22 protein-coding genes are annotated in these 21243 nt (G+C 60.6%); 10 read left to right on the forward strand and 12 right to left on the reverse strand.

All coding sequences use genetic code 11. The features are described from left to right. The first annotated feature begins 32 nt into the window (after positions 1 to 32). The 5 genes from ABWV89_RS09005 to ABWV89_RS09025 all read left to right on the forward strand — a co-directional run bounded on the left by ABWV89_RS09005 (position 33) and on the right by ABWV89_RS09025 (position 4328). Entirely contained in the window at positions 33 to 482 is a 450-nt protein-coding gene (locus tag ABWV89_RS09005) for a hypothetical protein (protein WP_353395929.1), read from the forward strand. A 6-nt stretch (positions 483 to 488) separates the two neighbouring features. Continuing rightward, the gene (locus tag ABWV89_RS09010) at positions 489 to 1361 is read left to right on the forward strand and encodes an NYN domain-containing protein (protein ID WP_353395930.1); all 873 of its coding nucleotides are present in this window, start codon (positions 489 to 491) and stop codon (positions 1359 to 1361) included. A 172-nt stretch (positions 1362 to 1533) separates the two neighbouring features. Beyond that, positions 1534 to 2562: a PD-(D/E)XK nuclease domain-containing protein gene (locus ABWV89_RS09015; RefSeq protein WP_353395931.1), complete on the forward strand. Its 1029-nt coding sequence runs from the start codon at positions 1534 to 1536 to the stop codon at positions 2560 to 2562. Further along, positions 2555 to 3649 (forward strand): hypothetical protein, encoded by a 1095-nt coding sequence (locus tag ABWV89_RS09020; RefSeq protein ID WP_353395932.1) that lies wholly within the window; start codon positions 2555 to 2557, stop codon positions 3647 to 3649. Before ABWV89_RS09015 ends, ABWV89_RS09020 begins: the two co-directional genes overlap by 8 nt. After that, a complete protein-coding gene (locus tag ABWV89_RS09025) occupies positions 3636 to 4328 on the forward strand; it encodes a hypothetical protein (RefSeq protein ID WP_353395933.1) in 693 nt (230 codons plus the stop codon). Before ABWV89_RS09020 ends, ABWV89_RS09025 begins: the two co-directional genes overlap by 14 nt. A gap of 71 nt (positions 4329 to 4399) precedes the next feature. Here the strand turns inward: ABWV89_RS09025 and ABWV89_RS09030 are convergent, their stop codons facing one another. The 4 genes from ABWV89_RS09030 to ABWV89_RS09045 form a co-directional block, all read right to left on the reverse strand. Next, positions 4400 to 4822, reverse strand: a complete 423-nt coding sequence (locus ABWV89_RS09030; protein ID WP_353395934.1) for a hypothetical protein — start codon at positions 4820 to 4822, stop codon at positions 4400 to 4402. 28 nt (positions 4823 to 4850) lie between these two features. Further along, entirely contained in the window at positions 4851 to 5234 is a 384-nt protein-coding gene (locus ABWV89_RS09035) for a hypothetical protein (protein ID WP_353395935.1), read from the reverse strand. 365 nt (positions 5235 to 5599) lie between these two features. Continuing rightward, positions 5600 to 5794, reverse strand: coding sequence for a hypothetical protein (locus ABWV89_RS09040; RefSeq protein WP_353395936.1), 195 nt, complete (start codon positions 5792 to 5794; stop codon positions 5600 to 5602). Positions 5795 to 5949: 155 nt separating this feature from the next. After that, on the reverse strand, positions 5950 to 7848 hold the full coding sequence (locus ABWV89_RS09045) for a glutamine--tRNA ligase/YqeY domain fusion protein (protein WP_353395937.1): 1899 nt from the start codon (positions 7846 to 7848) through the stop codon (positions 5950 to 5952). Between the two features lie 336 nt (positions 7849 to 8184). On the opposite strand from ABWV89_RS09045, the gene ABWV89_RS09050 reads away from it, so the two are divergent. Then, complete coding sequence (locus tag ABWV89_RS09050) at positions 8185 to 8868, forward strand: hypothetical protein (RefSeq protein WP_353395938.1); 684 nt, start codon at positions 8185 to 8187, stop codon at positions 8866 to 8868. A gap of 28 nt (positions 8869 to 8896) precedes the next feature. Here ABWV89_RS09050 and ABWV89_RS09055 read toward each other — a convergent pair whose 3' ends face one another. After that, positions 8897 to 9529, reverse strand: coding sequence for a DUF924 family protein (locus ABWV89_RS09055; RefSeq protein ID WP_353395939.1), 633 nt, complete (start codon positions 9527 to 9529; stop codon positions 8897 to 8899). Between the two features lie 173 nt (positions 9530 to 9702). Between ABWV89_RS09055 and ABWV89_RS09060 the strand changes: the two genes are divergently transcribed. Beyond that, positions 9703 to 10185, forward strand: coding sequence for a hypothetical protein (locus ABWV89_RS09060; protein ID WP_353395940.1), 483 nt, complete (start codon positions 9703 to 9705; stop codon positions 10183 to 10185). A 45-nt stretch (positions 10186 to 10230) separates the two neighbouring features. Here the strand turns inward: ABWV89_RS09060 and ABWV89_RS09065 are convergent, their stop codons facing one another. The 5 genes from ABWV89_RS09065 to ABWV89_RS09085 are packed head-to-tail and all read right to left on the reverse strand — an operon-like array spanning position 10231 to position 14159. Then, positions 10231 to 11085, reverse strand: a complete 855-nt coding sequence (locus ABWV89_RS09065; RefSeq protein ID WP_353395941.1) for a LytR/AlgR family response regulator transcription factor — start codon at positions 11083 to 11085, stop codon at positions 10231 to 10233. Further along, complete coding sequence (locus tag ABWV89_RS09070) at positions 11082 to 12218, reverse strand: sensor histidine kinase (protein WP_353395942.1); 1137 nt, start codon at positions 12216 to 12218, stop codon at positions 11082 to 11084. The genes ABWV89_RS09065 and ABWV89_RS09070 overlap by 4 nt, the downstream gene beginning before the upstream one ends. After that, complete coding sequence (locus tag ABWV89_RS09075; protein WP_353395943.1) at positions 12215 to 13360, reverse strand: alpha/beta hydrolase family protein; 1146 nt, start codon at positions 13358 to 13360, stop codon at positions 12215 to 12217. The genes ABWV89_RS09070 and ABWV89_RS09075 overlap by 4 nt, the downstream gene beginning before the upstream one ends. Before the next feature lie 19 nt (positions 13361 to 13379). Continuing rightward, on the reverse strand, positions 13380 to 13697 hold the full coding sequence (locus ABWV89_RS09080; RefSeq protein WP_353395944.1) for a 2TM domain-containing protein: 318 nt from the start codon (positions 13695 to 13697) through the stop codon (positions 13380 to 13382). A gap of 60 nt (positions 13698 to 13757) precedes the next feature. Further along, positions 13758 to 14159, reverse strand: a complete 402-nt coding sequence (locus ABWV89_RS09085) for a DUF2306 domain-containing protein (protein WP_353395945.1) — start codon at positions 14157 to 14159, stop codon at positions 13758 to 13760. 280 nt (positions 14160 to 14439) lie between these two features. Between ABWV89_RS09085 and ABWV89_RS09090 the strand changes: the two genes are divergently transcribed. The 3 genes from ABWV89_RS09090 (at position 14440) to ABWV89_RS09100 (ending at position 17369) form a co-directional block, all read left to right on the forward strand. After that, positions 14440 to 15042 (forward strand): hypothetical protein, encoded by a 603-nt coding sequence (locus ABWV89_RS09090; protein WP_353395946.1) that lies wholly within the window; start codon positions 14440 to 14442, stop codon positions 15040 to 15042. Positions 15043 to 15180: 138 nt separating this feature from the next. Next, positions 15181 to 16014, forward strand: coding sequence for an undecaprenyl-diphosphate phosphatase (locus ABWV89_RS09095; protein ID WP_353395947.1), 834 nt, complete (start codon positions 15181 to 15183; stop codon positions 16012 to 16014). Positions 16015 to 16058: 44 nt separating this feature from the next. Continuing rightward, a complete protein-coding gene (locus ABWV89_RS09100; RefSeq protein WP_353395948.1) occupies positions 16059 to 17369 on the forward strand; it encodes an MFS transporter in 1311 nt (436 codons plus the stop codon). A gap of 21 nt (positions 17370 to 17390) precedes the next feature. Here the strand turns inward: ABWV89_RS09100 and ABWV89_RS09105 are convergent, their stop codons facing one another. Both ABWV89_RS09105 and ABWV89_RS09110 read right to left on the reverse strand, forming a co-directional pair. Then, positions 17391 to 18974 (reverse strand): sensor histidine kinase, encoded by a 1584-nt coding sequence (locus tag ABWV89_RS09105; protein ID WP_353395949.1) that lies wholly within the window; start codon positions 18972 to 18974, stop codon positions 17391 to 17393. A 223-nt stretch (positions 18975 to 19197) separates the two neighbouring features. Further along, positions 19198 to 21174: a PAS domain S-box protein gene (locus ABWV89_RS09110; protein WP_353395950.1), complete on the reverse strand. Its 1977-nt coding sequence runs from the start codon at positions 21172 to 21174 to the stop codon at positions 19198 to 19200. Positions 21175 to 21243: the final 69 nt, after the last annotated feature.

Here is a 21243-nt window from a genome sequence, read left to right on the forward strand (position 1 = left end):
CGCCCTTCGCCCGGCCGAGGAGACCAGGAGCTATGAACAAAACCATTCGCGTTTCGCTGATGTTGGGGGCGATGCTTGCACTGGCGGGGTGCGCGAGCAAGAACACGTCATATGTGAACAAGGCGACGGGAGAGACGCGCTACTGCACCGCCTCCGGAATCGGCTTCGTGGGTGCACCAATGGCACTGCACATGCATGACGTCTGCGCGCAAAACATGCAGGCAGCTGGCTTCGAAGCGGTGGGGCCATCGAAGCTCACCATTTCAACCGACGAGCCTGAAGCTGAGATATATGCCGGTCCAAATGAGTATTCACTGAATACGCGCATTGGCACATCACCGTTCGAGCTGGTCCACCCGCAGAACGGTCGGTTATGGACTTACGAGTGCTATCAAGCGCGCAAAGCTGGCAAAAACACCAAACCTGTCTGCGTGCCACCCACCGAGGGCGACAGGTCGGTTTCGCTGACATTCGCAGACTGAGCCAGCATGGGAGCCAAACAAGACAACACACGGCTGGCTGTGATGATCGATGCGGACAATGCGCAGGCATCACTCGTGAGCGAGCTTATGTCGGAGGTTTCGCGCTATGGGTCAGCCACCATCAAGCGTGCCTACGGTGACTGGACGACGCCCAACCTCGCCAAATGGAAAAGTGTGCTGCACGCGCATGCCATCCAGCCGGTGCAGCAGTTTCGGTACACCACCGGAAAGAACGCCACGGACTCCGCGCTCATCATCGACGCCATGGACGTGCTGCACGCAGGGGCAGTGGATGGGTTTTGTCTCGTGTCGTCCGACAGTGACTTCACACGTCTGGCCACTCGCATCCGGGAAGATGGCTTGGTGGTGTATGGGTTTGGAGAACGCAAGACCCCCGACCAGTTTGTGGCAGCGTGCGACAAGTTCATCTACACGGAAATTCTGAAGCCACAAGCCGTGGCTGAGGAGGAAGAGTTGCCGCAACCGAAACCCAAGGCCAAGAAGGTCGGGGCGACAGCGGCAGCTGCGATCCCCGCAAAGGAAAACGACCAAGCCGACGTGGCCGCCGCTCCAGCGGCTGAAAAAGAAAAGCCAGCTCAGCCTGAGGACGCCAAGCCCGCAGCAGCCGTGGCTGACATCCCCAAGCTCAAACCCATGGTCGTGCAGGCGCTGGAAGTGGTGGCCCGAGACGACGGCTGGGCCACCCTGTCATCTCTGGGCAGTCAGCTCAACAGAACCCATCCGTCTTTTGACCCGCGCAACTATGCAGTCAGCAAGCTGGGCGATCTGATGCGCAAGCAGAACTACCTGGAAATGAAAGAAGTGCCTGTGGGAGACAACGGCCAGCACGTGCAGTTGTATGTGAGGCGAAAGGCGTGAGTGAGGCACGAAACGCAAAAAGACAGACCCGGCGCCATTGGCGCTATCCAGTCTGGGTGGGGCAAAAGGCAAGACCCGACCCCTAAGTCCACAGTCTGGGTGGGGCAAAAGGGAAGACCTTGCTCCGAATTTTCCTATTTGTGCACTAGTTTGAAGTGAAGTAAACCGTTCTATGGCAGAAACTGTAAATATCGGAGAAATATCGAATAGGCTTTCCGAGGATATATTTAAACACTTCGGATGGGTCGTGCACCCAAAAAGGGATGATAACTTTCCATGCGTTAATCCCAACCATACCGTTAAGTCCAAGAAGGCTGATGCCTCAGGGAAAAAAATACAGCAGAAGAAAACTCATCCAGGGGATGTTGTTTTCCATTATCAGGATCCGTATATTGGTAGGAGGGTCTATTTGCATACAGACTTGAAGAGCTATGCAAAAGACTCTGTCTCGTCGGTGAAGTTGCGATCGGCAATCGAGTCGTTGGCAATGACTGTCGAGTGTGGTCGCTCGTCGGAAGTCTGGCGAACCAAGTATTCCGTTCCAGAAGGCGAAGCCTTTGATTTACGAGGGCTACTCTTTGTCCATAATCACGATGGCCTGTACATGGACGATTTCGATGAGACCGTTAGAAAGACTAAGCTAGGCACAATACCTATTGCACCAGGCGTGTATATCCATCTGATTGGACCTCATGATATTTCTCGATTGTATACAATTGCAAACGACATAATTCGGCTGAAGTACGAGAAATTGTTGCCTGAGAAGTATTCATTTTACTATCCTGATTTGGTGATGTGGCATAGAAAAGGTGATGTGTATTCACAGTCAGCTACGATAGAGGCGTTGACTGCACCTTACTTTATAATTAATTACGAAGGAAATAATAAGCTTTCTTCGGGATATGTTATTTACTATAATAGAAGTGGATCATCAGTCGCTGAATTTCAGTACTTCTTGGATAGTTTGTCTCGGTATCAAATGTTAGAGCCCGATAAATTTATCCGAATCAGAATGGTTTCTAAAGCTCCAAGCGAAGAGTATCTTAGCCATTTTGACGCGGCGAAGGAGCAGTACGCACGTGCATGGGGGTTTGACGAGTCTAGGATGGAAGTGATGAATGCAATACAGTTGTCGCCTGTGACCGCTGTAGCGTCAACATATTCAGCGCCAATAATTGGCTGGAGAGCTGGGAATGATTAAAGGATCATCGATCTATTACGCTACGGATAAGAATATCTATGATGCCTTAAATCAGTCTAAGGTCGATGCGGAAACCATTCAAACTATGTTTCGACGAAGAAATATCGTTTGCTCAAAGCTCACAAAGCGTGAAGAGCTCGCCAGGTTCTTTAGTAGGTTGCCGCATGATTACCTGGATCATCAAGATTTATCCAATCGACTCGGGATAAATCCTCGTCGTGAACGCGTCACAGCTGTGGATCTGCTGGGAAAACTGGTTCCAATGGATGCGACGCAGCGAGCAATTGACACCGTCAAGTCTAAGCTCGAGTCGGAGGGTGACACTGTTAGGGTGAACCAAGATGGCTGTAAGTTCTATGTCTCAGTTTCATATTCGATCGTGGATTACAAGAGGTCAGAATTCAGTCAGCTACAACATCGGACCGGTGTCGTAGAACTTATTCCAGAGAGCGATCGCTATGTGATTAGAAGCCCAAAATCAGATTATCTTGAAATTGTGCGGGATAAGTTAGTTCAAGAAATTCTGGTCGAGGTTGGGGGTGGGCTGATTCGAAAGGAAATATCTCTATATGAGTATCCTTTGGCCTCAGTACGGAGTAAGTTTTTTTATGATCTGATGTCAGATCTTCCTGGCTTCTATAGAAGAGATGTGACCGATGTGTATGTTTATAAGCCTCTTCCGGACGAAGATGAGGATGGGACCACTCAGGAGGAGATAGACCCTCATGTTGAGCGAGTCATGCTGAAGGGCGTCGGTGTTTCTCAGTCCGATCTGCTGAATAACCTTACCAGGGACAAGGAGTATTACATTGTCAAGGTGGGGTGGATTGCCCAATCTGTGTTGGCGAAGGGGGCCGGCTTTGATATCGAAGCAGCGTTTTCCAACCCAAGAGATTGCACAGGTTTTTCCTATATTTTGCGGGGAGTTTACGATCTTGGGGAAGGTAATCGCCTGTCGAAGACTCGGCGATCTCCTAGTGCAAGTGAGGCAGATGTTATTGCGAAAGTTATTGAGCAGAAGGCACGAGAACTACTGATTTTATTGGCGAACGAAGATGCTGTAGAGGCCTCGAATGAAACGGTATAAATGGTTTCGTATTAGCCTTCCAATCGATCTCCAGTTGCTGTTGGATAGATTGAATTCAAATCCCTTTTTGGGCGATGTGGATTTTGGATTCGGTTTTGTGGCGGGTAGTGGAGGTCGTATTAGATTTCGGTATTATAGAAGGGTGAAGCTCGTAGTTGGTTTTGTTGATGAGCGTGGTGATCCTGCTAATAGACTGATTGACTCGATTGAGTCTTTTGAGTTTGAGTTCATTTCCTCAAATGGGCTTTTGATTATTAGGATAGATGATCCGCCGCGTTCGATAAAATCGCTTCTCGATAGATTGGAGCGTGCTTGTGGCGAAGGATTTTCAGTGGAGTTGATGACGTTCCCATTTGATTGTCATCAGATAATTCTCTCTGGACCTAAGTCTACTCGACTGATTGCACTTAAAGGGGCTGGCGCGGATCGTCGGCGGAACTATGTCGCAAGGGTTGAAGTCGCGTCGAGAGAAGGCATTGTCCTTGAGCATTTGACAGTGCTTCGCGGCTTAGATTTTTCCATCGAAAACTCTACGTATGAGGTGATCACAAATGAAGGAAAAGGGCAAGTGGCCTTTTTGGCTTCAGGGGTAGTGCGTTTTAGCGATCAAATTGCCGATAGCCTATTGGTGGCTTTCGAGGGCTACTTGCTAGATGGCAATGAACATGGACGTCTCTAGGTGGACCTCGCGGAGGCCTAGGGGCCAGCTCTTGCGATTTGCGTCAAGCCCTTTTCAACCAGCCCGCAAGCTCACCTTAAAGACGACCCAGACAACCAAGTCGCAGCAAGGAACATGGGTAGCACTGCGGCTTCGATGACCATGTGAATCATGAGCCAGTCGGCGTTGCTCTCTGGCGTTGTTTGGCCGCTGTAGAAGAGGAAGGCAGACTCCCCTCGTGCCAGCGCCTTGTAGGCATTCGAGACGATCGCTTGCACGACGAGTGGGAAGGCAGACCAAAAGATGGATATCCCATCGCCAAGCAGGATGGCGAGCAAGGTGTTGGTAACCACGATCGCCCAGACGACCTTGTCGTAGCGCACCCTGAAGTTGAGCCAGCTGCAGTCTTTGACTTTCTCAAAGTCTTCCTCTCTTTCCGCTGGCGGCTGGTTCTCGCCTGGCCCATCTGGCTTGGGCGGCAGGGGATGGGGTGAGTCGGAGTCGTCGGTTGACATGGCGCTTTCGCGTTCCGCAGGTGGCAAGTCAGAGGTTGTTCGACTTGTCGATGAAGGACGTTAGCGACTCGATGTTGCCGCTGCTGTCGAGCTTGATTTCAACGCGGATATCGCGGCGGTTGGCTTTGTAGCCTTCGCCCTTGTGCGTTGCGTAGGTGATGGTGTTGCCCGATTCGTTGGCCTCACCTTCACCCAAACCACCGAGAAACGCCAGGGCTGTTTCTTTACTGGTCCCGATGGGCAGGTACTTCAAGACAATGCCATTGATCTCGTTGCGCTGTGTACGGTCGTAGATGATCTTGGCGTCGTAGATCTCATCGAGCATGGCGTGCCGCTCGCTGGCTGTGTGGGTTGTCTGGGCACAGGCAGCCATGGCCGCCGTCATGAAAACGGGAAGAATGATTCTTCGCATTTGTGGGTTTCCTCGCCTGGGTAGTTGGCGGCACAGGTAAAGCCCGCGAGATGCGAGTCCCGAGGCACCTGTGGCCAGTTTGGTCATGCTCGCTTGAGTTTATTGCTAGATGGCTCAATGTGCGAAGACGGCCCCTGCAGTGATCCCCCATATATGTTCCGTGAGGGCTCGCACATCCAGAGGCTTATGCCGGGCAACTGCTTGAGGAGGGAAGCCCGGGACGAGCGGGCAGAGACAGCGAAGCCGCAAGAGCCAGAGACGCTTGCGGCTTCATCCTGTCATTGGCCTCTGCTTTGTGGGTCAGCGGCCGGTCGGAACCATTGTCGTTACTTCCCCCAACTGTCCTTCAACCCCGATGATCGGGCTCAGAGCTTGAGGCTCGCGTCAACCACATCCTTTTTCGCCGCCTGCGCCATGCGAACGAACTGCGAGCATTGTTCTACCCACTGAAGCCTTTGCAAATAGCTCAGCTGGCCGAAGGCTGCCAGCCGCTCATCGCTGACGTAATACGTCCGCTGGTCGCGGGTGGATAGTCGGTGGCCTGCTTCAGCCTCGTTCACTTTTCGCTTCCTCATTGTCGTTGTGGTTCTGTCGGGCCATGCAGGGTGGCGTTGCGCTCGACCCCATGCAACGCAACGGCCAAACCGCCGATCAAGGCGTATTGCACTTGATGGCGGTCCAGTGCGGCGAAAAGGTCAAGGTAAAACACGGCGACTCATTTCCCCCAAGAATCCTTCAACCCCGTCACCCGGTTGAACACCACTTTCCCTTTTTCAGGATCATGGTCCACCCGGTCCGCCACAAAGTAACCAAAGCGCTCAAACTGGAACCTGTCGTCCGGCTGGGCGTTGGCGAGTGATGGCTCTACAAACCCTTGCACCACTTGCAGGCTATCAGCGTTCAGCGCTTCCAGAAAATTCTTGCCGCCGGCATCGGGCTGCGGGTCGGCAAACAGGCGGTCGTACAAGCGGATTTCGGCTGGCACGCCGTCGGCTGCGCCCACCCAGGTGATGGCAGCTTTGGCTTTGACGCTGTCGGCGCCGGGGGTGCCGCTCTTGGTGTCGGGAATGACCTTGGCGTGGACTTCCGTCACCTTGCCTGTGGCAGCGTCTTTGGCGCCCACGCCAGTGCACTCGATGACGTAGCCGCCTTTGAGGCGCACCACGTTGCCTGGGAACAGGCGCTTGTAGCCTTTGGGTGGCACTTCTTCAAAGTCTTCGCGCTCGATCCAGACTTCTTTGCCGATTTTGAACACGCGCTTGGCCGGGGCGGGTGTGCCTTCGGGCAGGTTCTTCAGCACGGCCGGGGGCAGGGCGGGGGCTTCGCAGTCTTCGGTGTAGTCGTCTGAGCCAAACACTTCGCCCCAGTTGGTCAGCACGAGCTTCACCGGGTCCAGCACGGCCATGCCACGGTGGGCTTTGTTTTCCAGGTCTTCGCGCAGGCAGCCTTCAAGCGTGCTGTAGTCGATCCAGGAGTCGCTCTTGGTCACGCCAATGCGGTCGGCAAAGAGCTGGATGGCTTCGGGCGTGTAGCCGCGGCGGCGCAGGCCGACGATGGTGGGCATGCGCGGGTCGTCCCAGCCGGACACGCGCTTTTCGTTCACCAGTTGCATGAGTTTGCGCTTGCTGGTGATCACATACGTGAGGTTCAGGCGTGCGAATTCGTGCTGGCGTGGCGGCGGGGCTTTGAGCAGGCCGGCTTCAATCAGGCGCTCCATCAGCCAGTCGTAAAACGGGCGCTGGTCTTCAAACTCCAGCGTGCAGATGGAGTGGGTGATCTGCTCCAGCGCGTCTTCAATCGGGTGCGCAAAGGTGTACATCGGGTAGATGCACCAGGCGTCGCCGGTGTTGTGGTGGGTGGCACGGCGGATGCGGTAGATGGCCGGGTCCCGCATGTTGATGTTGGGGCTGGCCATGTCGATCTTGGCGCGCAGCACTGCAGCGCCGTCGGCCAGTTCGCCTGCCCGCATGGCCCGAAAACGCGCCAGGTTTTCTTCGGGGCTGCGGGAGCGGAAAGGGCTGTCCACGCCGGGCTTGCCAAAGTCGCCGCGGTTGGCGCGGATTTCTTCGGCGGTTTGCTCGTCCACATACGCATGGCCATGCTCGATGAGCGCCTCGGCCGCGCGGTACATGAAATCAAAATAGTTCGACGCGTAGTACAGGTGCTCTTCGGTCACGGGGCCGTTGGGGCCGTTGAAGTTCGATTCCCACGAAAAGCCCAGCCACTTCACCGAGTCGAGGATGGAATCGACGTATTCCTTCTCTTCTTTCTCGGGGTTGGTGTCGTCAAAGCGCATGTGGCACACGCCACCGTAGTCGCGCGCCAGGCCGAAGTTCAGGCAAATGCTTTTGGCGTGGCCCACGTGCAGGTAGCCGTTGGGCTCGGGCGGGAAGCGCATGCGCACCTTGGCGGGGTCGGGCTGGCCGGCCTCGTGGTGGGCGCCGTCGCCCGGGCTGCCGCCCCATTTGCGGGTGGCATAGGTGCCCTGGGCCAGGTCTTTTTCTATGATCTGGCGCAGGAAGTTGCTGGCCTTGGCATCAGCGGCTTCGGCGGCATGGACCCCGGCAGGCGAAGCGTTGCCGGATGTTGTTTTTTTGGCGTTGGGCGAGTTCATCCCAGCATTCTAGATTTGTTGCAGCGCATTTGCCTGCAGGCCCGCATCCGGCCAAGCTTGCCGAGGTGTTGTGTGGTGTTGCTGCGTCGCAGCACACCTGCCGCCTGGGGGGCGTGCAGCGCCAGTTGGCGGGCGCCCGTGTAACTGAGGGTTTCACGGGGAGCGGCTTTCGGGTAAGGTCTCACCATTGCATTTTTGTGCGACAAAAGACTACAGTTCGGATAGCGGCCAGGGGCACAGGCGACGTCTGGCCGATCAGCTGTCCCGACCGGGCCTGAGAAGGCTTTCTTGTTGTCGCAGGACACAAAGCACAGAACAACTGACAGATTGACAACCATGACCAACGGCGAAGAGCTCAACGCTGACACGGTGGCGATGGAAGGCGACTCGGAATGGCAGCCAACGCTGGCCGAGGACGTGTTCCAGCCCGACATCAAGGTGCAGGTCACCTGGCGCGACATCGAGAACGCAGTGGTGCGTGGTGCCATCGTGCCCGCCGAGGCGTATTCGCTCTGGGCGCAGTGGGCCGCTCCGGGCAGCCCCAACCGGATCGAAGAAGGCACCGGCAGAGGCGCCGCCGAGCCAGCCGCGCCACAGGCACCCATGATGCAGGCGCCACAACAGCAGTCGGCAACGTCTGGCCGCACCCCCATGCCGCCGGTGCGGCGCCTGCAAGGCGAGATGCCCGAAGTGGCCTGGGCGCGCCATGGCAGCCAGGGTGCCGATGATCTGGATGCGCCTCTGGCCTCCAGCGGTGGCACCGGCTCCATGCTGGCGCTGATTCTGGGTGTGATTCTGCTGGTGGGCGCACTGGCCCTGTTCATGCTGGCGGGCTGGGAAGGCTTTGGGCACTATGGCCTGGGTGGCCTGGCCGGTGCTTATGCGGTGGGCGCATTCCTGCTGGCCTTCAGCCTGTTCAGGCGCGGGCATCGCGCCACGGGTGGCTTCGTGACCGGCCTGGCGGTGCTGCTGGTGCCTGTGGCCCTGTGGGCGCTGCGCACGGGTGTGGTGACGCTTTAAGCCTGAGTGGGCCAGCGCAGCTGAAATGTCACTGCCCGAAGCGCGGGCCGTCCTTGATGAACACCGCCTCCTCGGCGGTGTTTTCACGTCCGAGGGCCGCATTGCGATACGGGAAACGGCCAAAGCGGCGAATGATGTCCTCATGCAGGCGCGCAAAGTGCACATTTTTGCTCAGCGTGGTCGCCAGCGGCTCGGGCGCACCGGCCACCAGCGCCTCAAACAGCGCCACGCACTGCGCCTGCAGTGCGGCGTCTTCTGCGTGCATGAGCGGCAGGTAGAGAAACACCCGCCCCACACGGGGCAGCTGCTCGTGCTCGCCGCTGTCGATGGTGCGCAGTGACAGGCGCCGTGCGCGCTCGTCACCGGCAAATGCCTGCCCTTCTCCGCGGTACACATTGCGGGTGAACTGGTCGAGCAAGATGATGAGTGCCATGCGGTGGCGCAAGTCGTTTTCCCAGTGTTGCAGGCCGCCGTCCACGGCCTGCGCCACCAGATCGCCGAATCGCTCGCGAATATGGGCGTCCACGGCATCGCCACCTTCAAACCAGTGGTGGGTCTGATCATCGGGCGGGTAGTCGGCCTCGAGCGTGTCGCCGAACCAGTACAGCAGCACTTGCCTGGCTTGCGGTTCAAGTGGGGTGTGGTTTTCTGCGGAGGTCATGTCAGCAGGATGTGTGATCTGTGAGCGTTTGGGCTGAACTTGCGGCCCATGTTACATGGTGATACGAGTTTGACCGTGCATACGAAACTCATTTCAGGGCTTCTGGGTGTAATTCAATCACCGGGCCGCCAAACCACCCACGAGGAGTGGCCTCACAACCAGGAGCCAATCTGATGAACAAGATGACCCAAACTTCCCAAGCCGGCCGCAAGGCCTCGATCTGGACCCGCGTGCTGGCCGCGACGGTGGTCGTGGTGGGTGCATGGGGCGCTTCGGCCGCCGGCACCGAAGCCCATGCCCGCGGTGGCGAGCACCACGGCAAGGACCTTTACTTCTCCATCGGCGTCACCGGCCCCGGCGTGGCCATCGGTGCCAGCAACATGCCACCTGCCGTGGTGTATCCGGCGCCGCCTGTGGTCTACCCCGCACCGGCCGTGGTGTATCCCGCGCCTCAGGTGGTGTACCAGCCGCCACGCGTGGTCTACGAGCCAGCGCCGTACTATCGCGTTCACCGGCCTCAGCGTGCGCACCGCCACCATGGCCACCGTCATCATGGACACCGCCACCATCGCGGCCATCGTGACTGGTCGGACGGGCGTGGACATGACCACGATCGCTGGGACGACGACCGTGGCCACCGAGGCCACCGCCGCTGAGACAGGCAGGGTTGACGATTGAGTCCGCTTTGAGGCGAACCCCGCTCACATCGCTTTGAAGCGTGAGGCGTGCAACCGGGAAACCGGCCACGCCTCTTTTCTTTGGCGCAGGCGCAGCCTGAGCTTTCCGGCTTCGTCGCGCTCCACTGTCTCGATGGCGGTGCAGCGCACGACAGTGCCGCGGTGGATCTGCCAGAAGGTGTCGGGGTCGAGCTGGGGCAGGAGTTCCTTGAGTGGTGTGCGGATCAGCCACTCTTTCTCTTCGGTGAGCACGCGCACATATTTGTCTGCCGCTTCGAAGACCAGCACCTCGTCCACAGGCACCATGTGAATCTGCTGCCCATGGCTGGCCTGGATGACTTGCAGCCGGGCAGGGGGCGCGGCGGCAGGCGAGGCGCTCTGGCCGATGCCTTGCCCCAGCAAGGCGCGCAACTGGCCGAGCGCGGCCTCGTCCAGTGCCGGGGACTGGGCCGCTTGCTGCCGGGCAGACAGCCGCTCCTGCAGGCGTTTGACGGTCTGGGCCAGGCGGTCGGCCTGCACGGGCTTGAGCAAATAGTCGGTGGCCTGGGCTTCAAACGCTGCCATGGCGTATTCGTCGTAGGCGGTGACGAACACGATGGCGGGCAGTGGCGGCGCATCCTCCTCTTGTGGCCATTCATCGGCCATCTCGGCTGCGGCGTCCAGCCCGGTCTGGCCTGGCATGCGGATGTCGAAAAACACCACATCGGGCTGCAGCTCCAGCGCTGCACTCACGGCGGAGAGGCCATCGCCCACTTGCCGGGCGATCTGCAGCTCGGGCCATGCTTTGGCCAGTTCGGCCTGCAAGGCGGCGGCGAGCAGGGGCTCGTCTTCGGCGATGAGGGCGGTGGGGGCGTTGACGGTGGGTGATGCAGACGTCATGCGGATGTGTAGGTGTGGCAGGGCAGGGAAATGCGGATGCTCGTGCCCTGGTCGGGGGCACTGTCCCATTCGATGCTGGCCTCGCCGGGGTAGGCCGTCTCCAGCCTTTCACGCACTTGTGCCAGACCGAAGTGGCTGCCTCCGTCTTCGGGCGGTGGGGCATCGAACGGGTTGAGCGAACAGCCGGTACCGGTGTCGCTCACGGTCAGCACCATGCGGCCCTTCGCCTCCGGCTCGGCGGACACGCGAAGCTCGCCTCCCTGCACGGCCGGCTCCAGGCCATGGCGGATGGCGTTTTCCACCAGCGGCTGCAGCAGCAGGGGCGGCACCGGGCAGTCGCGCAGGGCGTCGGGCAGCGTCAGCGTGTGGCGCAGGCGCGGGCCCATGCGCACCGCCATGATGGCAAGGTAGTCGTCCAGGCGCTGAAACTCCAGGCTCAGGGTGTGTTGCGTCTGCCCCTGGCTGGTATCCACGCGCGATGCGGCCAGTGTGGCTCGCAGATAGGCATTGAGCCGGTCCACCATGTCGATCGCCCGGGGCGGGTCCACCGCAATGAGTGCACGCAGGTTCGACAAGGTGTTGAACAACATGTGCGGCTCCAGCTGTGTCTCCAGCAGCTTGAGTCGGGCTTCGGAGGCCTGGCGCTGCAGGGAGAGACTGCGCTCGCGCACATAGAACGAACTGAGGATGGCCACGCTGATGGCGATGGAGCCTCCCAGAAAACCCATGAAGCGCCAGGGCGAATCGGTGAGCAGGGCGAAGGTGTCGTGGCCGCTGTACTGGTCGCCGACCAGTGTGCCCAGGGCATAGCCCACGAGGATGGCACCACCCATGTAGATCCAGGTCGCCGTCATGTTGGACCAGTAGCTGGGCGCTGGCAGGTTCAGCGGCCCGCGCAGGGCAATGCGCAATGGGTCTGACAGCGTCCAGATGCACATCGAGATCGCATAGCTGTAAACCATGGACACGCCCAGGGCCGCCCCCTTGTTGCCGGTGCCCCACTGAAAGGTGCCGATCAGCGGCGCCAGCAAGAGGATCACGGCCAGTCGCCTCAGCAGGCCGGGCCGGCTCTCGGGGGGCAGCCAGAAGAACAGGGTGTTGGCCACCCGGAGTCGCAGGGGCTTGTCGCTCATGAAACCTTGTTTGCATTGGCAGCGAGATGCTGCACATGGAATGCCACGATTCTGGCATGAGCGGCGGACCGGTCTGTCGGGTCGAACTTGGGGTTGGGCTCGCCGCCGCGCACCTGGCTGGCCGCCACTTCCCTGGCCACAGACGCGGGCCATGGAGAGAGGATGTCGAAATGGCCGGCATTGGGCAGCGGTGCCATCATCTCTGCGGTGCGGCAGTGGGCCACCACATGCTGGGCGTGAAAGCGGGGCACCAGCACTGTGTCGTCTTGTGCGGTGACCACGAACACAGGAATGCGGATGCGCGCCAGGCTCTCAGGGGTGAAGATCGCGGCCACGGGCACGGCCAGCGAGATGGCGGCCACGCGCGGATCGGGCCGTGGGTCCTGCTGGGCTTGCACACTGCGTCCACCGTGCAGGGCCTTGACATGGCCAGGCAACATGAAGCCAGGCACCCAGCGCGCCTGGTTGAAGCGTGCTTCGCGTTCTTTGCGCGCGGGCCCGCTGGGCGCGCCCTGGAAGCAAAAGCCTTCGTCCGCTTCGCGATGGCGGTTGCAATGGCGCACCATGGTCTGCAGGCTCCACTGGCCTCCTGCCAGCGAGAGGGCGGTGACGCCGCCGGCCGACATGCCATGCACACCCACCGAGCGGAGGTCCAGCCTCTGCGACCAGTCCGGGTGTTCGGCCAGCGCATCGATCAGTTCCCTGACTTCCAGGGGGCGGCGCTTGAAGGATTCGGGGCCTGTGAGGCGGCGATCCCGGTAGTTGTCTCCCTCGTGAAGCGGCTGCGCCACCACAAAACCTGCCCGGACAAACGCGGCAGCGAGGTCATGGTCGGCGACGGCACTTCCACCGCTGCCATGGGAGATGACGATGAGCGGATGGCGGCCGGGCAGTGGCGCGGCATCCACGGCTACCTGGATGCGGAAGTCTCCGCGCTGCAGGGGCTGCTCCGCTGCCTGGGTGGGGTAGACGAGCGTGACCGGGGTGGTGCCGGCCATCCACTCGGTCAGGCCGATGCGCACGGGTGATGCGTCTGCGGATGTGTCCTGCCCGGCAAGCGAAGGTGTGGCGAATGGCATGGTCATGGCGGTGGCTGCAACGGTGGCGGTGGTCTGGAGAATGAACTGGCGGCGGTTGGTCATGGCGTTGGCTTTCCCGGCATCAGCCACGGCGACGGCGAATGGCTTCGCGCTCTCGCTCGATCAGGCTTTCGCGGAGCACCAGGCCAGTGGGCTGCATCCACACCACCAGGGTGTGTACCGCCAGGCCGATGATCCAGCCACCGGTGGGCAGGCCGAGCCAGCCACTGTCACTGCCCTTGAACCACAGCACGGCATTGACGACGGCAAACACGGCCAGATGGATGGCCCAGGACAGCTTCATGCTGGCAGCGCGACGGGCGGCCTTCTCTTCGGTTTCGGTGAGGGCGCGGGTGTCGGGGGTGGCGTTGGTGTTGGATTGGTTGAATGCGGCGTTCATGATGTTGTCCTTTCGGGGGTGAATTGAGTCTGGATCTGGATTTGTGTCGGAGCGGGCAACTCAGCCGAAGACCAGGTTGCCGAAGTAGCGGCCGGGCAGGAGGGTGAGTGCCCCGGTGATGAGGCAGGCGCTCACATAGAGGCTGATCATGGTGATGCGGTGGGTGCGGATGCGCTTTCTGGCCAGGGCCCAGAAAGCCAGGATGAGGCTGCCGAACACCACCGGGACGAGGAGATGGATAGGCGTGTATCCGGCGATGTTGGGCAGACGGAAATCGCGAATGAACAGGGCCGTGATGGCGGCGACCACCATGAGGCTCACCCAAAGGTAGCCGGCCATGCGGTGAAGACGGGGCCTGGGGCCGGTGGTGCCTTGACGGCGGGCCATCAAGGCGACGGGACCCACAAGAATGGCTGCAATGGCGGCGCCAGCGTGGACGGCGATCAAAGGGGTCATTTGCATGGTGGGCTCCGTGTGTTGGTTTGTTTGTTTGCTGTTTGTCTGTCGATGGGTGAACTTTGCCGGGCCATGCCGCCCGGCGCAGCAGGCTTGCGACGGAACGCCCACTGGTGTCGTGAAATGCCGCTGACAGGGAGTGAATGGCGGCGCCTTTCGGCCTGAAATGCCAAAATCGGGCGTGAAATGCAGGCCATCCAAGGCCATACACAGGCTGTTGACGCCTGGAAACACCTGCGTCTGTGCCGGGGCGGCCGCAGGGCCGGGGAGTCCCTACAATGGCTTCATGAACCCCATTTCTCGAACGACACGCCGGCAATGGCTGGCCTTGCCACTGGCGGCTGCCGCATGGTCCGGCCTCGGCGTTTTGGGCCGAACAGCCGCTGCGCAGTCGATGCCCACCTCGTTCGATGTGCCGACATCGCTGGTGGCGCAACTGCTGGCCAAGCAGTTCCCCAAGCGGCTGGAGTTCATGGAGTTTTTCACTGTGCTGCTCTCCAACCCCAAGGTGCGGATGCTGCCGGCCCAGAACCGGCTGTCCACACTGCTCGATGGGCGGCTGTCATCACCCCTGTACGGCAATCAGGTGCTCAACCTCAAGGCGCTGGAGATCAGCTACGGCCTGCGGTTTGACCCGCCCACCCGGGCCGTGCGCCTTGTCCTGCCGCGACTGGAGCAGTTCGAGCTGCCCGGTGTGCTCGACCCGGTGCACAAGGAGTCCATGCGCAACCTTGGCTCCCTGATCGCCACCAACGCCTTGCACGACGCAGCGGTGCACCGTTTCAGCGAGCACGAAATGCTCATGGCCCAGGGTCTGGGGCTGATGCCGGGTGAGGTGCAGGTGCTCGACAAAGGGCTTCGCCTCAATTTGCAGTCTTCGTCCCGTTAGCCCGCCAGCCTGGCTGCCTACCCGATAGCGCAATGGCCGGGCAGCCGGGCCTGCAAAGACGACCCCGGCCAGCCGTTACGATACGGCCGTGCACCGGACTTCACCGCGTCACATTCACACCACCCAATTGCTTCCTGTATGGACATACTTTTGCTGATCAAGGCCGCCGTCATGGGCGTGGTCGAGGGACTGACCGAGTTCCTGCCGATATCGTCGACCGGGCACCTGATCCTCGCGGCTTCGCTGATGGACATGCCGGGCGAGCGCACCAAGCTGTTCGAAGTGGTGATCCAGACAGGCGCCATCATGGCCATCGTCTCGCTCTACGTTGAGCGTCTGTGGAAGACGGTGCTGGGCCTGCCCAGGGACCGCACAGCTCAGCGATTTGCGGTGAATGTGGTGGTGGGCTTCCTGCCGGCCGCGGTGGCAGGCGTGCTGTTCATCGACATCATCAAGAATGTGTTGTTCAATCCGCTGGTGGTGGCCCTGGGGTTCATCGTGGGTGGGCTGGTCATACTGTGGGCCGAGCGTCTGCAGGCGCGCGGCGCATCGTCGCGTGTGACCGATGTGGACGCCGTCAGCTGGATCGATGCGCTGAAGGTGGGGCTGATCCAGTGCGTGGCGCTGGTGCCGGGCGTGAGCCGTTCGGGCGCCACCATCGTGGGCGCCATGCTGGTGGGGTTCGAGCGCAAGACAGCGACCGAATTCAGCTTCTTTCTGGCCATCCCGATGCTGTTCGGTGCCGCCACCTACGATATCTACAAGCACCATGAGCTGCTGAGCAGCGCGGATGTACCGATGTATGCAATCGGTCTGCTGGTGTCCTGGGCCTCGGCCTGGGTGTGTGTGCGCTGGCTGTTGCGGTTCGTGGAAAGCCATAACCTGGTGCCGTTCGCTTGGTACCGCATTGGCTTTGGGCTGCTGATTCTTCTCACGGCACAAATGGGCTGGGTAGACTGGTCGAGTTCCTGACAGGCAGGGGTCCTGTTTTTTTTTGCGGTAGTTTCAGGTCGGTTATGCGTTTTCTTTTGTGGCGGCTTTCCAGTTTGCTCGGCGGTGTGGCCATGCTCATCGTCGGCGTGGGCCTGCTGTTTTCGGTACTGGGCCTGCGGGCGGGTGAGGCGGATTTCTCCGGTGTGGCCCTGGGCCTGATCACGTCGGCCTACTTTGTCGGGTTTGTGGCCGGCACATACCTGTGCCCCAAAATCATCCGCAAGGTCGGACACATCCGGGCCTTTGCGGCCATGGCGTCGCTGGCGTCCACCATGCCCATCCTGCACGCCTTGTGGATGGACCCATGGTTCTGGGGTGCTTTGCGCTTCATCACGGGAACCTGCCTGGTGGGCCTGTACATCGTGGTGGAGAGCTGGCTGAACACACTGGCGCCCAACGAGCACCGCGGCCGCCTGTTTTCCGTTTACATGGCGGTGAACTTCGTGGCGCTGGCGCTGGGCCAGTGGCTGATTCTGGTGGACAGCAGTGGCGGCTTTGTGCCGTTTGCACTGGTTTCTGTGATGTTCTCCTTCGCCCTGTTGCCCATCACCATGACGCCAGTGGATCAGCCCCAGCCGGTGGATGCGCCACGCCTGAGCATGCGAACCCTGTACAAGGCATCGCCCGTGGGTGTGGCAGCTGCCATGGCCTCCGGTCTGATCTCGGGTGCGTTCTACGGAATGGGAGCACTGTTTGCACAAGGCGTGGGCTTGCAGGACCAGTCGGTTGCGGCCTTTCTGGCCGCAGCCATTCTCGGTGGTGCCTTGTTCCAGTGGCCGGTGGGCCACTATTCCGACCGGCACGATCGGCGCTGGGTGCTGTTTTTCGTGTGTGCGATGGGCGTGGTGGTGTGCCTGGCCGTGCAGGCGTTGGCCCGCGTGTCGGTGGCTTCGCTGTTTCCGCTGGCGGTGGTGTTTGGCGGCATGATCTTCGCCGTGTACGGGCTGGGTGTGGCCCACACGAACGACGTGGTCGACTCCACCCGGCTGGTGGAATTCACGGGCGGCCTGTTGCTGGTGCACGGCACAGGGGCCGCGCTCGGTCCGACGGTGGCAGGTGTGGTCATGGACTACTTTGGTCCGTCGACGCTGATGTTCTATTTTGCAGTGGTGCTGGCCGGGATGGCCGCCTACGCCCTCAAGCGCATCACCACGGTGGCGCCGGTGCCCGAAGAGGCAAAGGGCGATTTCGTGGTGATGGGTGCCGGCTCACAGGCGGTGCTGCACATGGACCCCAGGAGTCTGGCCGAAGAGCTGCCGTCCGAAGGACCGGAGCCCGAGCTGGCCGCCATGGGCGGCGAAGAGGCTGAGCGGCCTGCGCCTCAGCACGAGTAGCCGCTGCATGGGCAGCCGGCACTACTGTCCCGAGTCTGCGAAGGCGTGCCCCATGGTGAAGGCAAAGTTCGCGCCTTCGCCTCTCTGGCCTCTGGCGCGGATGTGCCCGTCGTGCCGCTCGACGATTCGGCGCACTGTGGCCAGCCCGATGCCAAGCCCCGGAAACTCTTTTGCAGTGTGCAGACGCTGGAACGGTCTGAACAGATTGCTGGCCTTGTCCATGTCGAAGCCTGCGCCGTTGTCGGCCACGTGAAACCATGTGTCCGGCCCTTCCTGGGTGGAGCTCACGGTGATTCTGGGCGACGGAGTTTGCGCGGTGTACTTCCAGGCGTTGCCCAGCAGGTTGCTCAACACCGCATGCATCAGCGCTTCGTCGGCCTGGGCAGACATGCCCGGCTCGACCTGCCACTGCACCAGGCGCTCTGGTGAAGCGCTGCTGTAGTCCTGCAGCAGTTTGGTGGCCATGGAAGACACATCCACCGGCGTGCGCCGGATGCCGCCTCTGGCGTACTGGGCCAGGCGCAGCAACCCATCGATGAGCTGCCCCATGTTTCGGCTCGCATCCTTGATGCGCTGCAAGTGGTAGTGGCCGGCTTCTGACAGCGTTTTCTCGTCTTCTTCGATCGACTGTGCAAAGCCGTTGATGATGCGCAGTGGTGAACGCAGATCGTGGGCGACCGCGTAGGAGTAGCGCTCCAGTTCATCGTAGGCTGTGGACAGTTCGCGGGTGCGTGTCTTGATGCGTCGCTCGAGCGAGCTGTGCAGGCGGCGCAGCTCGGTCTCGACCAGCTTGCGCGGGGTGATGTCCTGAAAGACGGCAATGAAATAGCTGGCGCCGGCATGCACAGCGGTGCGGCTGCGCGTGTGTGGGTGACGCACGATCGCAAACGTGAGCAAGACCCATTCGGTGCGGCCTCCTTTGGGCCGCAGCTTGCATTCGATCTGTGCCTGCTGATGCTCGCCGGCGGCGAGCGCATGCAGCCTTGGCAGCAGTGCGGGAGATAGCTTGTCCTCCAGGTGCTCTTCCACGGAGGTAGAGATGATCTCGGCCCGGATCAGCCCCAGCATGTCGCACAGCATCTTGTTGGCCAGCAGGATGTTGCCTGCGGGCGAGACGTGGGCAATGCCGATGGCCGCATGCTCGAAGGTGTCGATGAAGTGCTGGTGCTCGAACTCTGCCTGGCTGATGGATTCGCGCAGGCGGTGGTTCCGGCTTTGCAGCAATGCCGTGCTCACGACGGCAAGCCCCATGGCAATGAAATGGCTGGCGTTGAGCAGCAAGGCTTGCTGCCAGGAAAAGAAGGCCAGGCCGGGCTGCCAGTTGGTCAGGGCCAGGTCGATGAAGACCAGGCTGAGAAACATGCTGAAGACGCCCGCCTGCCAGCCACCGAGCAGTGCGGAGATGATGGTGGCCACGCTGTAAGTGGCAAAGCGGCCGCCTTCCCATTGGTCGGGGAACAGGGCAGTCGCCAATGCCGCTGCTGCAGTCGTCACCAGGCCCAGCACTAGCCTGGGGGCGAGAGGGGATTGCTGTGGGGATGTATTGAACAGGGCAGCAAACACCCTGCGATACAGGTGCAGCTGCACCTGCAGAAAATTGTCCAAGATACGCACCCGACAGTTGTGTCAGGGCCGAAGTTGCGATGAGTTGGTTATATTCCTATTTGTAACGGCCAGCTAGAGCGCCGGATCACCGCCTGTCATGCAGTTTGATTTGCGTCAGCCATTTGACGGATTCGGCAGGGTTTCGCAAGGTTTCGCAAGGTTTTGCAGGGCTTGTGTTGCCGGGAACATGAAGGAACCTTGAGGTACCGCTTCATTGCCGCTTTCAGTGCGCGGGCGCCTGGCTCCTGGCATCGTGCTGGGTGTTTTGGCTGACATGGCTGCCATCCTGCGCTGCCAGCGTGAAGCAGAAGGTCGCGCCTTCCCCCGGTGCCGACTCAGCCCACAGGTCTCCGCCATGGCGATCGACAATGCGCCGCACCGTGGCCAGCCCGATGCCCAGCCCTTCAAACTCGCGTTCCATGTGCAGGCGCTGAAACGGCTGAAACAGCTTTTCGGCTTTGCCCATGTCAAAGCCGGGCCCATTGTCCTGCACGCAGATGTAGGTTTTGCCATCCACGTCGCGCTCGTAGATCCGGATGTGGGCATCTTCGGTGTTGGACGTGTACTTCCAGGCGTTCCCGATCAGGTTTTGCAGCAGCGCATCGAGCAGGCCCGGATCGGCCTGGGTGGCCATGTGCGGGGCAACCGTCCAGCGAACGCGCCTGCCCTGAGCGCCGGCAGACATCTCTTCCAGCACGCGGGTGGCGGCGCCGCTGACATCGATGTCGGAACGGTGCACTTCCCCTCTGGAGTACTGCGAGAGCTTGAGCAGGCCGTCGATGAGCACGCCCATCTTGGCGCTGGCATTCATGATGCGTTTGAGGTGTGTTTGCCCCAGCGGGCCGAGGTCCTGCACGTCTTCCACAATGGCTTGCGCGAAACCGTTGATCACGCGCAGTGGCGAGCGCAGATCGTGCGCCACCGCGTAGGAGTAGCTCTCCAACTGGTCGTAAGCCAGCCGTAGCTCATGGGTGCGTTCGCGGATGCGGCGCTCCAGTGTGTCATTGAGGTCCCGGATTTCCTTCTCGGCCAGGATCTGTTTGGTCACGTCGCGCGTCACGCCATAGGCACGTGTGGCTTTCCCGTCGTCGTCGCGTTCGAACTCGGCACGCACCGCGAGCCAGTGGTCTTCGCCATTGATCACGGCGCGGTAGGTGGCGTCGTATTGCACGTCGCCATCGATGGCGCGACGCCAGTCGGTGACCAGGCGCTCGCGGTCATCCGGGTGGGCGATGGCGAGCAAATCGTCGTTGCTGAAATCGTTGGTTTGCATGCCGATCCACACATGCGAGTTGTTGTGGGCCTTGTAGCGCCCGGTGGCGATGTCGCCCTCCCAGGTCGTCATCTGGATCAGGGCGTGGGCCTGGCGAATGAGCCGGCGGCTGGCCTGCAGCGCTTCCTCGGTGCGCTTGTAAGGCGTGATGTCCTGCACCACGGAGATCAGGTAGTCTGGCCTCCCCTGGTCGTCCCGGATGAGCGCTGTGGTCAGCTGTGCCCAAATGATCTCGCCTGACCGATGCAGGTAACGCTTTTGTCTTGCAAACTTGTCGCGGGTACCGGCTCGCAGTTCCTTGAGCAGCTTTTCGTCCAGCTCGATGTCGTCGGGGTGGGTCAAGTCCTGAAAACGCAGGTGGGAGAGTTCGGCCTCGGTGTAGCCCAGCAGATCACAGTATTGCTGGTTGACCCTGATGAGGTGGCCGTCCAGGGCAATGTGTGCAATGCCGGCGGCCGCGTGCTGGAACGTCTGCTGCAGCCTTTTGCGGCTGGTGCGCAAGGCGCTGCCCGTGTCTTCGAGCTTGCGCTGCTTCTGCTGCAGCAGCCAGATGCTGCCGACCACGATGACCTGTGTGGTCAGGTGCCAGAAATTGAGAATGAGCGCGTTCTGAACGTCATCGAAGGCGAGCTCGCCGTACGGCTTGACGAGGAAAAAGTTCACCAGCAGGGTACCCAGAGCGGTACTGACCAGCCCGGGGCCCAGGCCGCCAATGTAGGCTGCCACGGCACCGGCCAGGGTGAAGGTGAGAAAGCGTCCGCCTTCTTCGGCTGGCGCAAGCAGGATGCGCAGCCAGGCTGCCAGCACGGTCAGTGCGATGGCCGCGCCGTAACGCAACCAGGCATTGTGCGCCGATGGCTGCCAGTTCTGCAGTGTGTTCCACGCCCACTCCCATACGGGTCTGGAGCGCTGAGGGGTGGAGGACATTCAGGCGATGTGTGGGTGAAGGTTCCGGGCGGGGGCATTTCCCGCTTCCTCTCTTCTTATAGCCGACAC

The sequence above is a fragment of the Hydrogenophaga sp. 5NK40-0174 genome (genome assembly GCF_040372165.1).
Classification (GTDB): Bacteria; Pseudomonadota; Gammaproteobacteria; order Burkholderiales; family Burkholderiaceae_C; genus Hydrogenophaga.

Excerpts from the sequence above, each read along its gene's own strand:
- ABWV89_RS09060 (WP_353395940.1), top strand. The coding sequence starts at position 9,703 with ATGAACAAGATGACCCAAACTTCCCAAGCCGGCCGCAAGGCCTCGATC.
- ABWV89_RS09090 (WP_353395946.1), top strand. The coding sequence starts at position 14,440 with ATGAACCCCATTTCTCGAACGACACGCCGGCAATGGCTGGCCTTGCCA.
- ABWV89_RS09015 (WP_353395931.1), top strand. The coding sequence starts at position 1,534 with ATGGCAGAAACTGTAAATATCGGAGAAATATCGAATAGGCTTTCCGAG.
- ABWV89_RS09005 (WP_353395929.1), top strand. The coding sequence starts at position 33 with ATGAACAAAACCATTCGCGTTTCGCTGATGTTGGGGGCGATGCTTGCA.
- ABWV89_RS09110 (WP_353395950.1), bottom strand. The coding sequence starts at position 21,174 with ATGTCCTCCACCCCTCAGCGCTCCAGACCCGTATGGGAGTGGGCGTGG.
- ABWV89_RS09070 (WP_353395942.1), bottom strand. The coding sequence starts at position 12,218 with ATGAGCGACAAGCCCCTGCGACTCCGGGTGGCCAACACCCTGTTCTTC.
- ABWV89_RS09020 (WP_353395932.1), top strand. The coding sequence starts at position 2,555 with ATGATTAAAGGATCATCGATCTATTACGCTACGGATAAGAATATCTAT.
- ABWV89_RS09045 (WP_353395937.1), bottom strand. The coding sequence starts at position 7,848 with ATGAACTCGCCCAACGCCAAAAAAACAACATCCGGCAACGCTTCGCCT.
- ABWV89_RS09030 (WP_353395934.1), bottom strand. The coding sequence starts at position 4,822 with ATGTCAACCGACGACTCCGACTCACCCCATCCCCTGCCGCCCAAGCCA.
- ABWV89_RS09025 (WP_353395933.1), top strand. The coding sequence starts at position 3,636 with ATGAAACGGTATAAATGGTTTCGTATTAGCCTTCCAATCGATCTCCAG.
- ABWV89_RS09100 (WP_353395948.1), top strand. The coding sequence starts at position 16,059 with ATGCGTTTTCTTTTGTGGCGGCTTTCCAGTTTGCTCGGCGGTGTGGCC.
- ABWV89_RS09080 (WP_353395944.1), bottom strand. The coding sequence starts at position 13,697 with ATGAACGCCGCATTCAACCAATCCAACACCAACGCCACCCCCGACACC.
- ABWV89_RS09075 (WP_353395943.1), bottom strand. The coding sequence starts at position 13,360 with ATGACCAACCGCCGCCAGTTCATTCTCCAGACCACCGCCACCGTTGCA.
- ABWV89_RS09085 (WP_353395945.1), bottom strand. The coding sequence starts at position 14,159 with ATGCAAATGACCCCTTTGATCGCCGTCCACGCTGGCGCCGCCATTGCA.
- ABWV89_RS09065 (WP_353395941.1), bottom strand. The coding sequence starts at position 11,085 with ATGACGTCTGCATCACCCACCGTCAACGCCCCCACCGCCCTCATCGCC.
- ABWV89_RS09050 (WP_353395938.1), top strand. The coding sequence starts at position 8,185 with ATGACCAACGGCGAAGAGCTCAACGCTGACACGGTGGCGATGGAAGGC.
- ABWV89_RS09095 (WP_353395947.1), top strand. The coding sequence starts at position 15,181 with ATGGACATACTTTTGCTGATCAAGGCCGCCGTCATGGGCGTGGTCGAG.
- ABWV89_RS09035 (WP_353395935.1), bottom strand. The coding sequence starts at position 5,234 with ATGCGAAGAATCATTCTTCCCGTTTTCATGACGGCGGCCATGGCTGCC.
- ABWV89_RS09055 (WP_353395939.1), bottom strand. The coding sequence starts at position 9,529 with ATGACCTCCGCAGAAAACCACACCCCACTTGAACCGCAAGCCAGGCAA.
- ABWV89_RS09010 (WP_353395930.1), top strand. The coding sequence starts at position 489 with ATGGGAGCCAAACAAGACAACACACGGCTGGCTGTGATGATCGATGCG.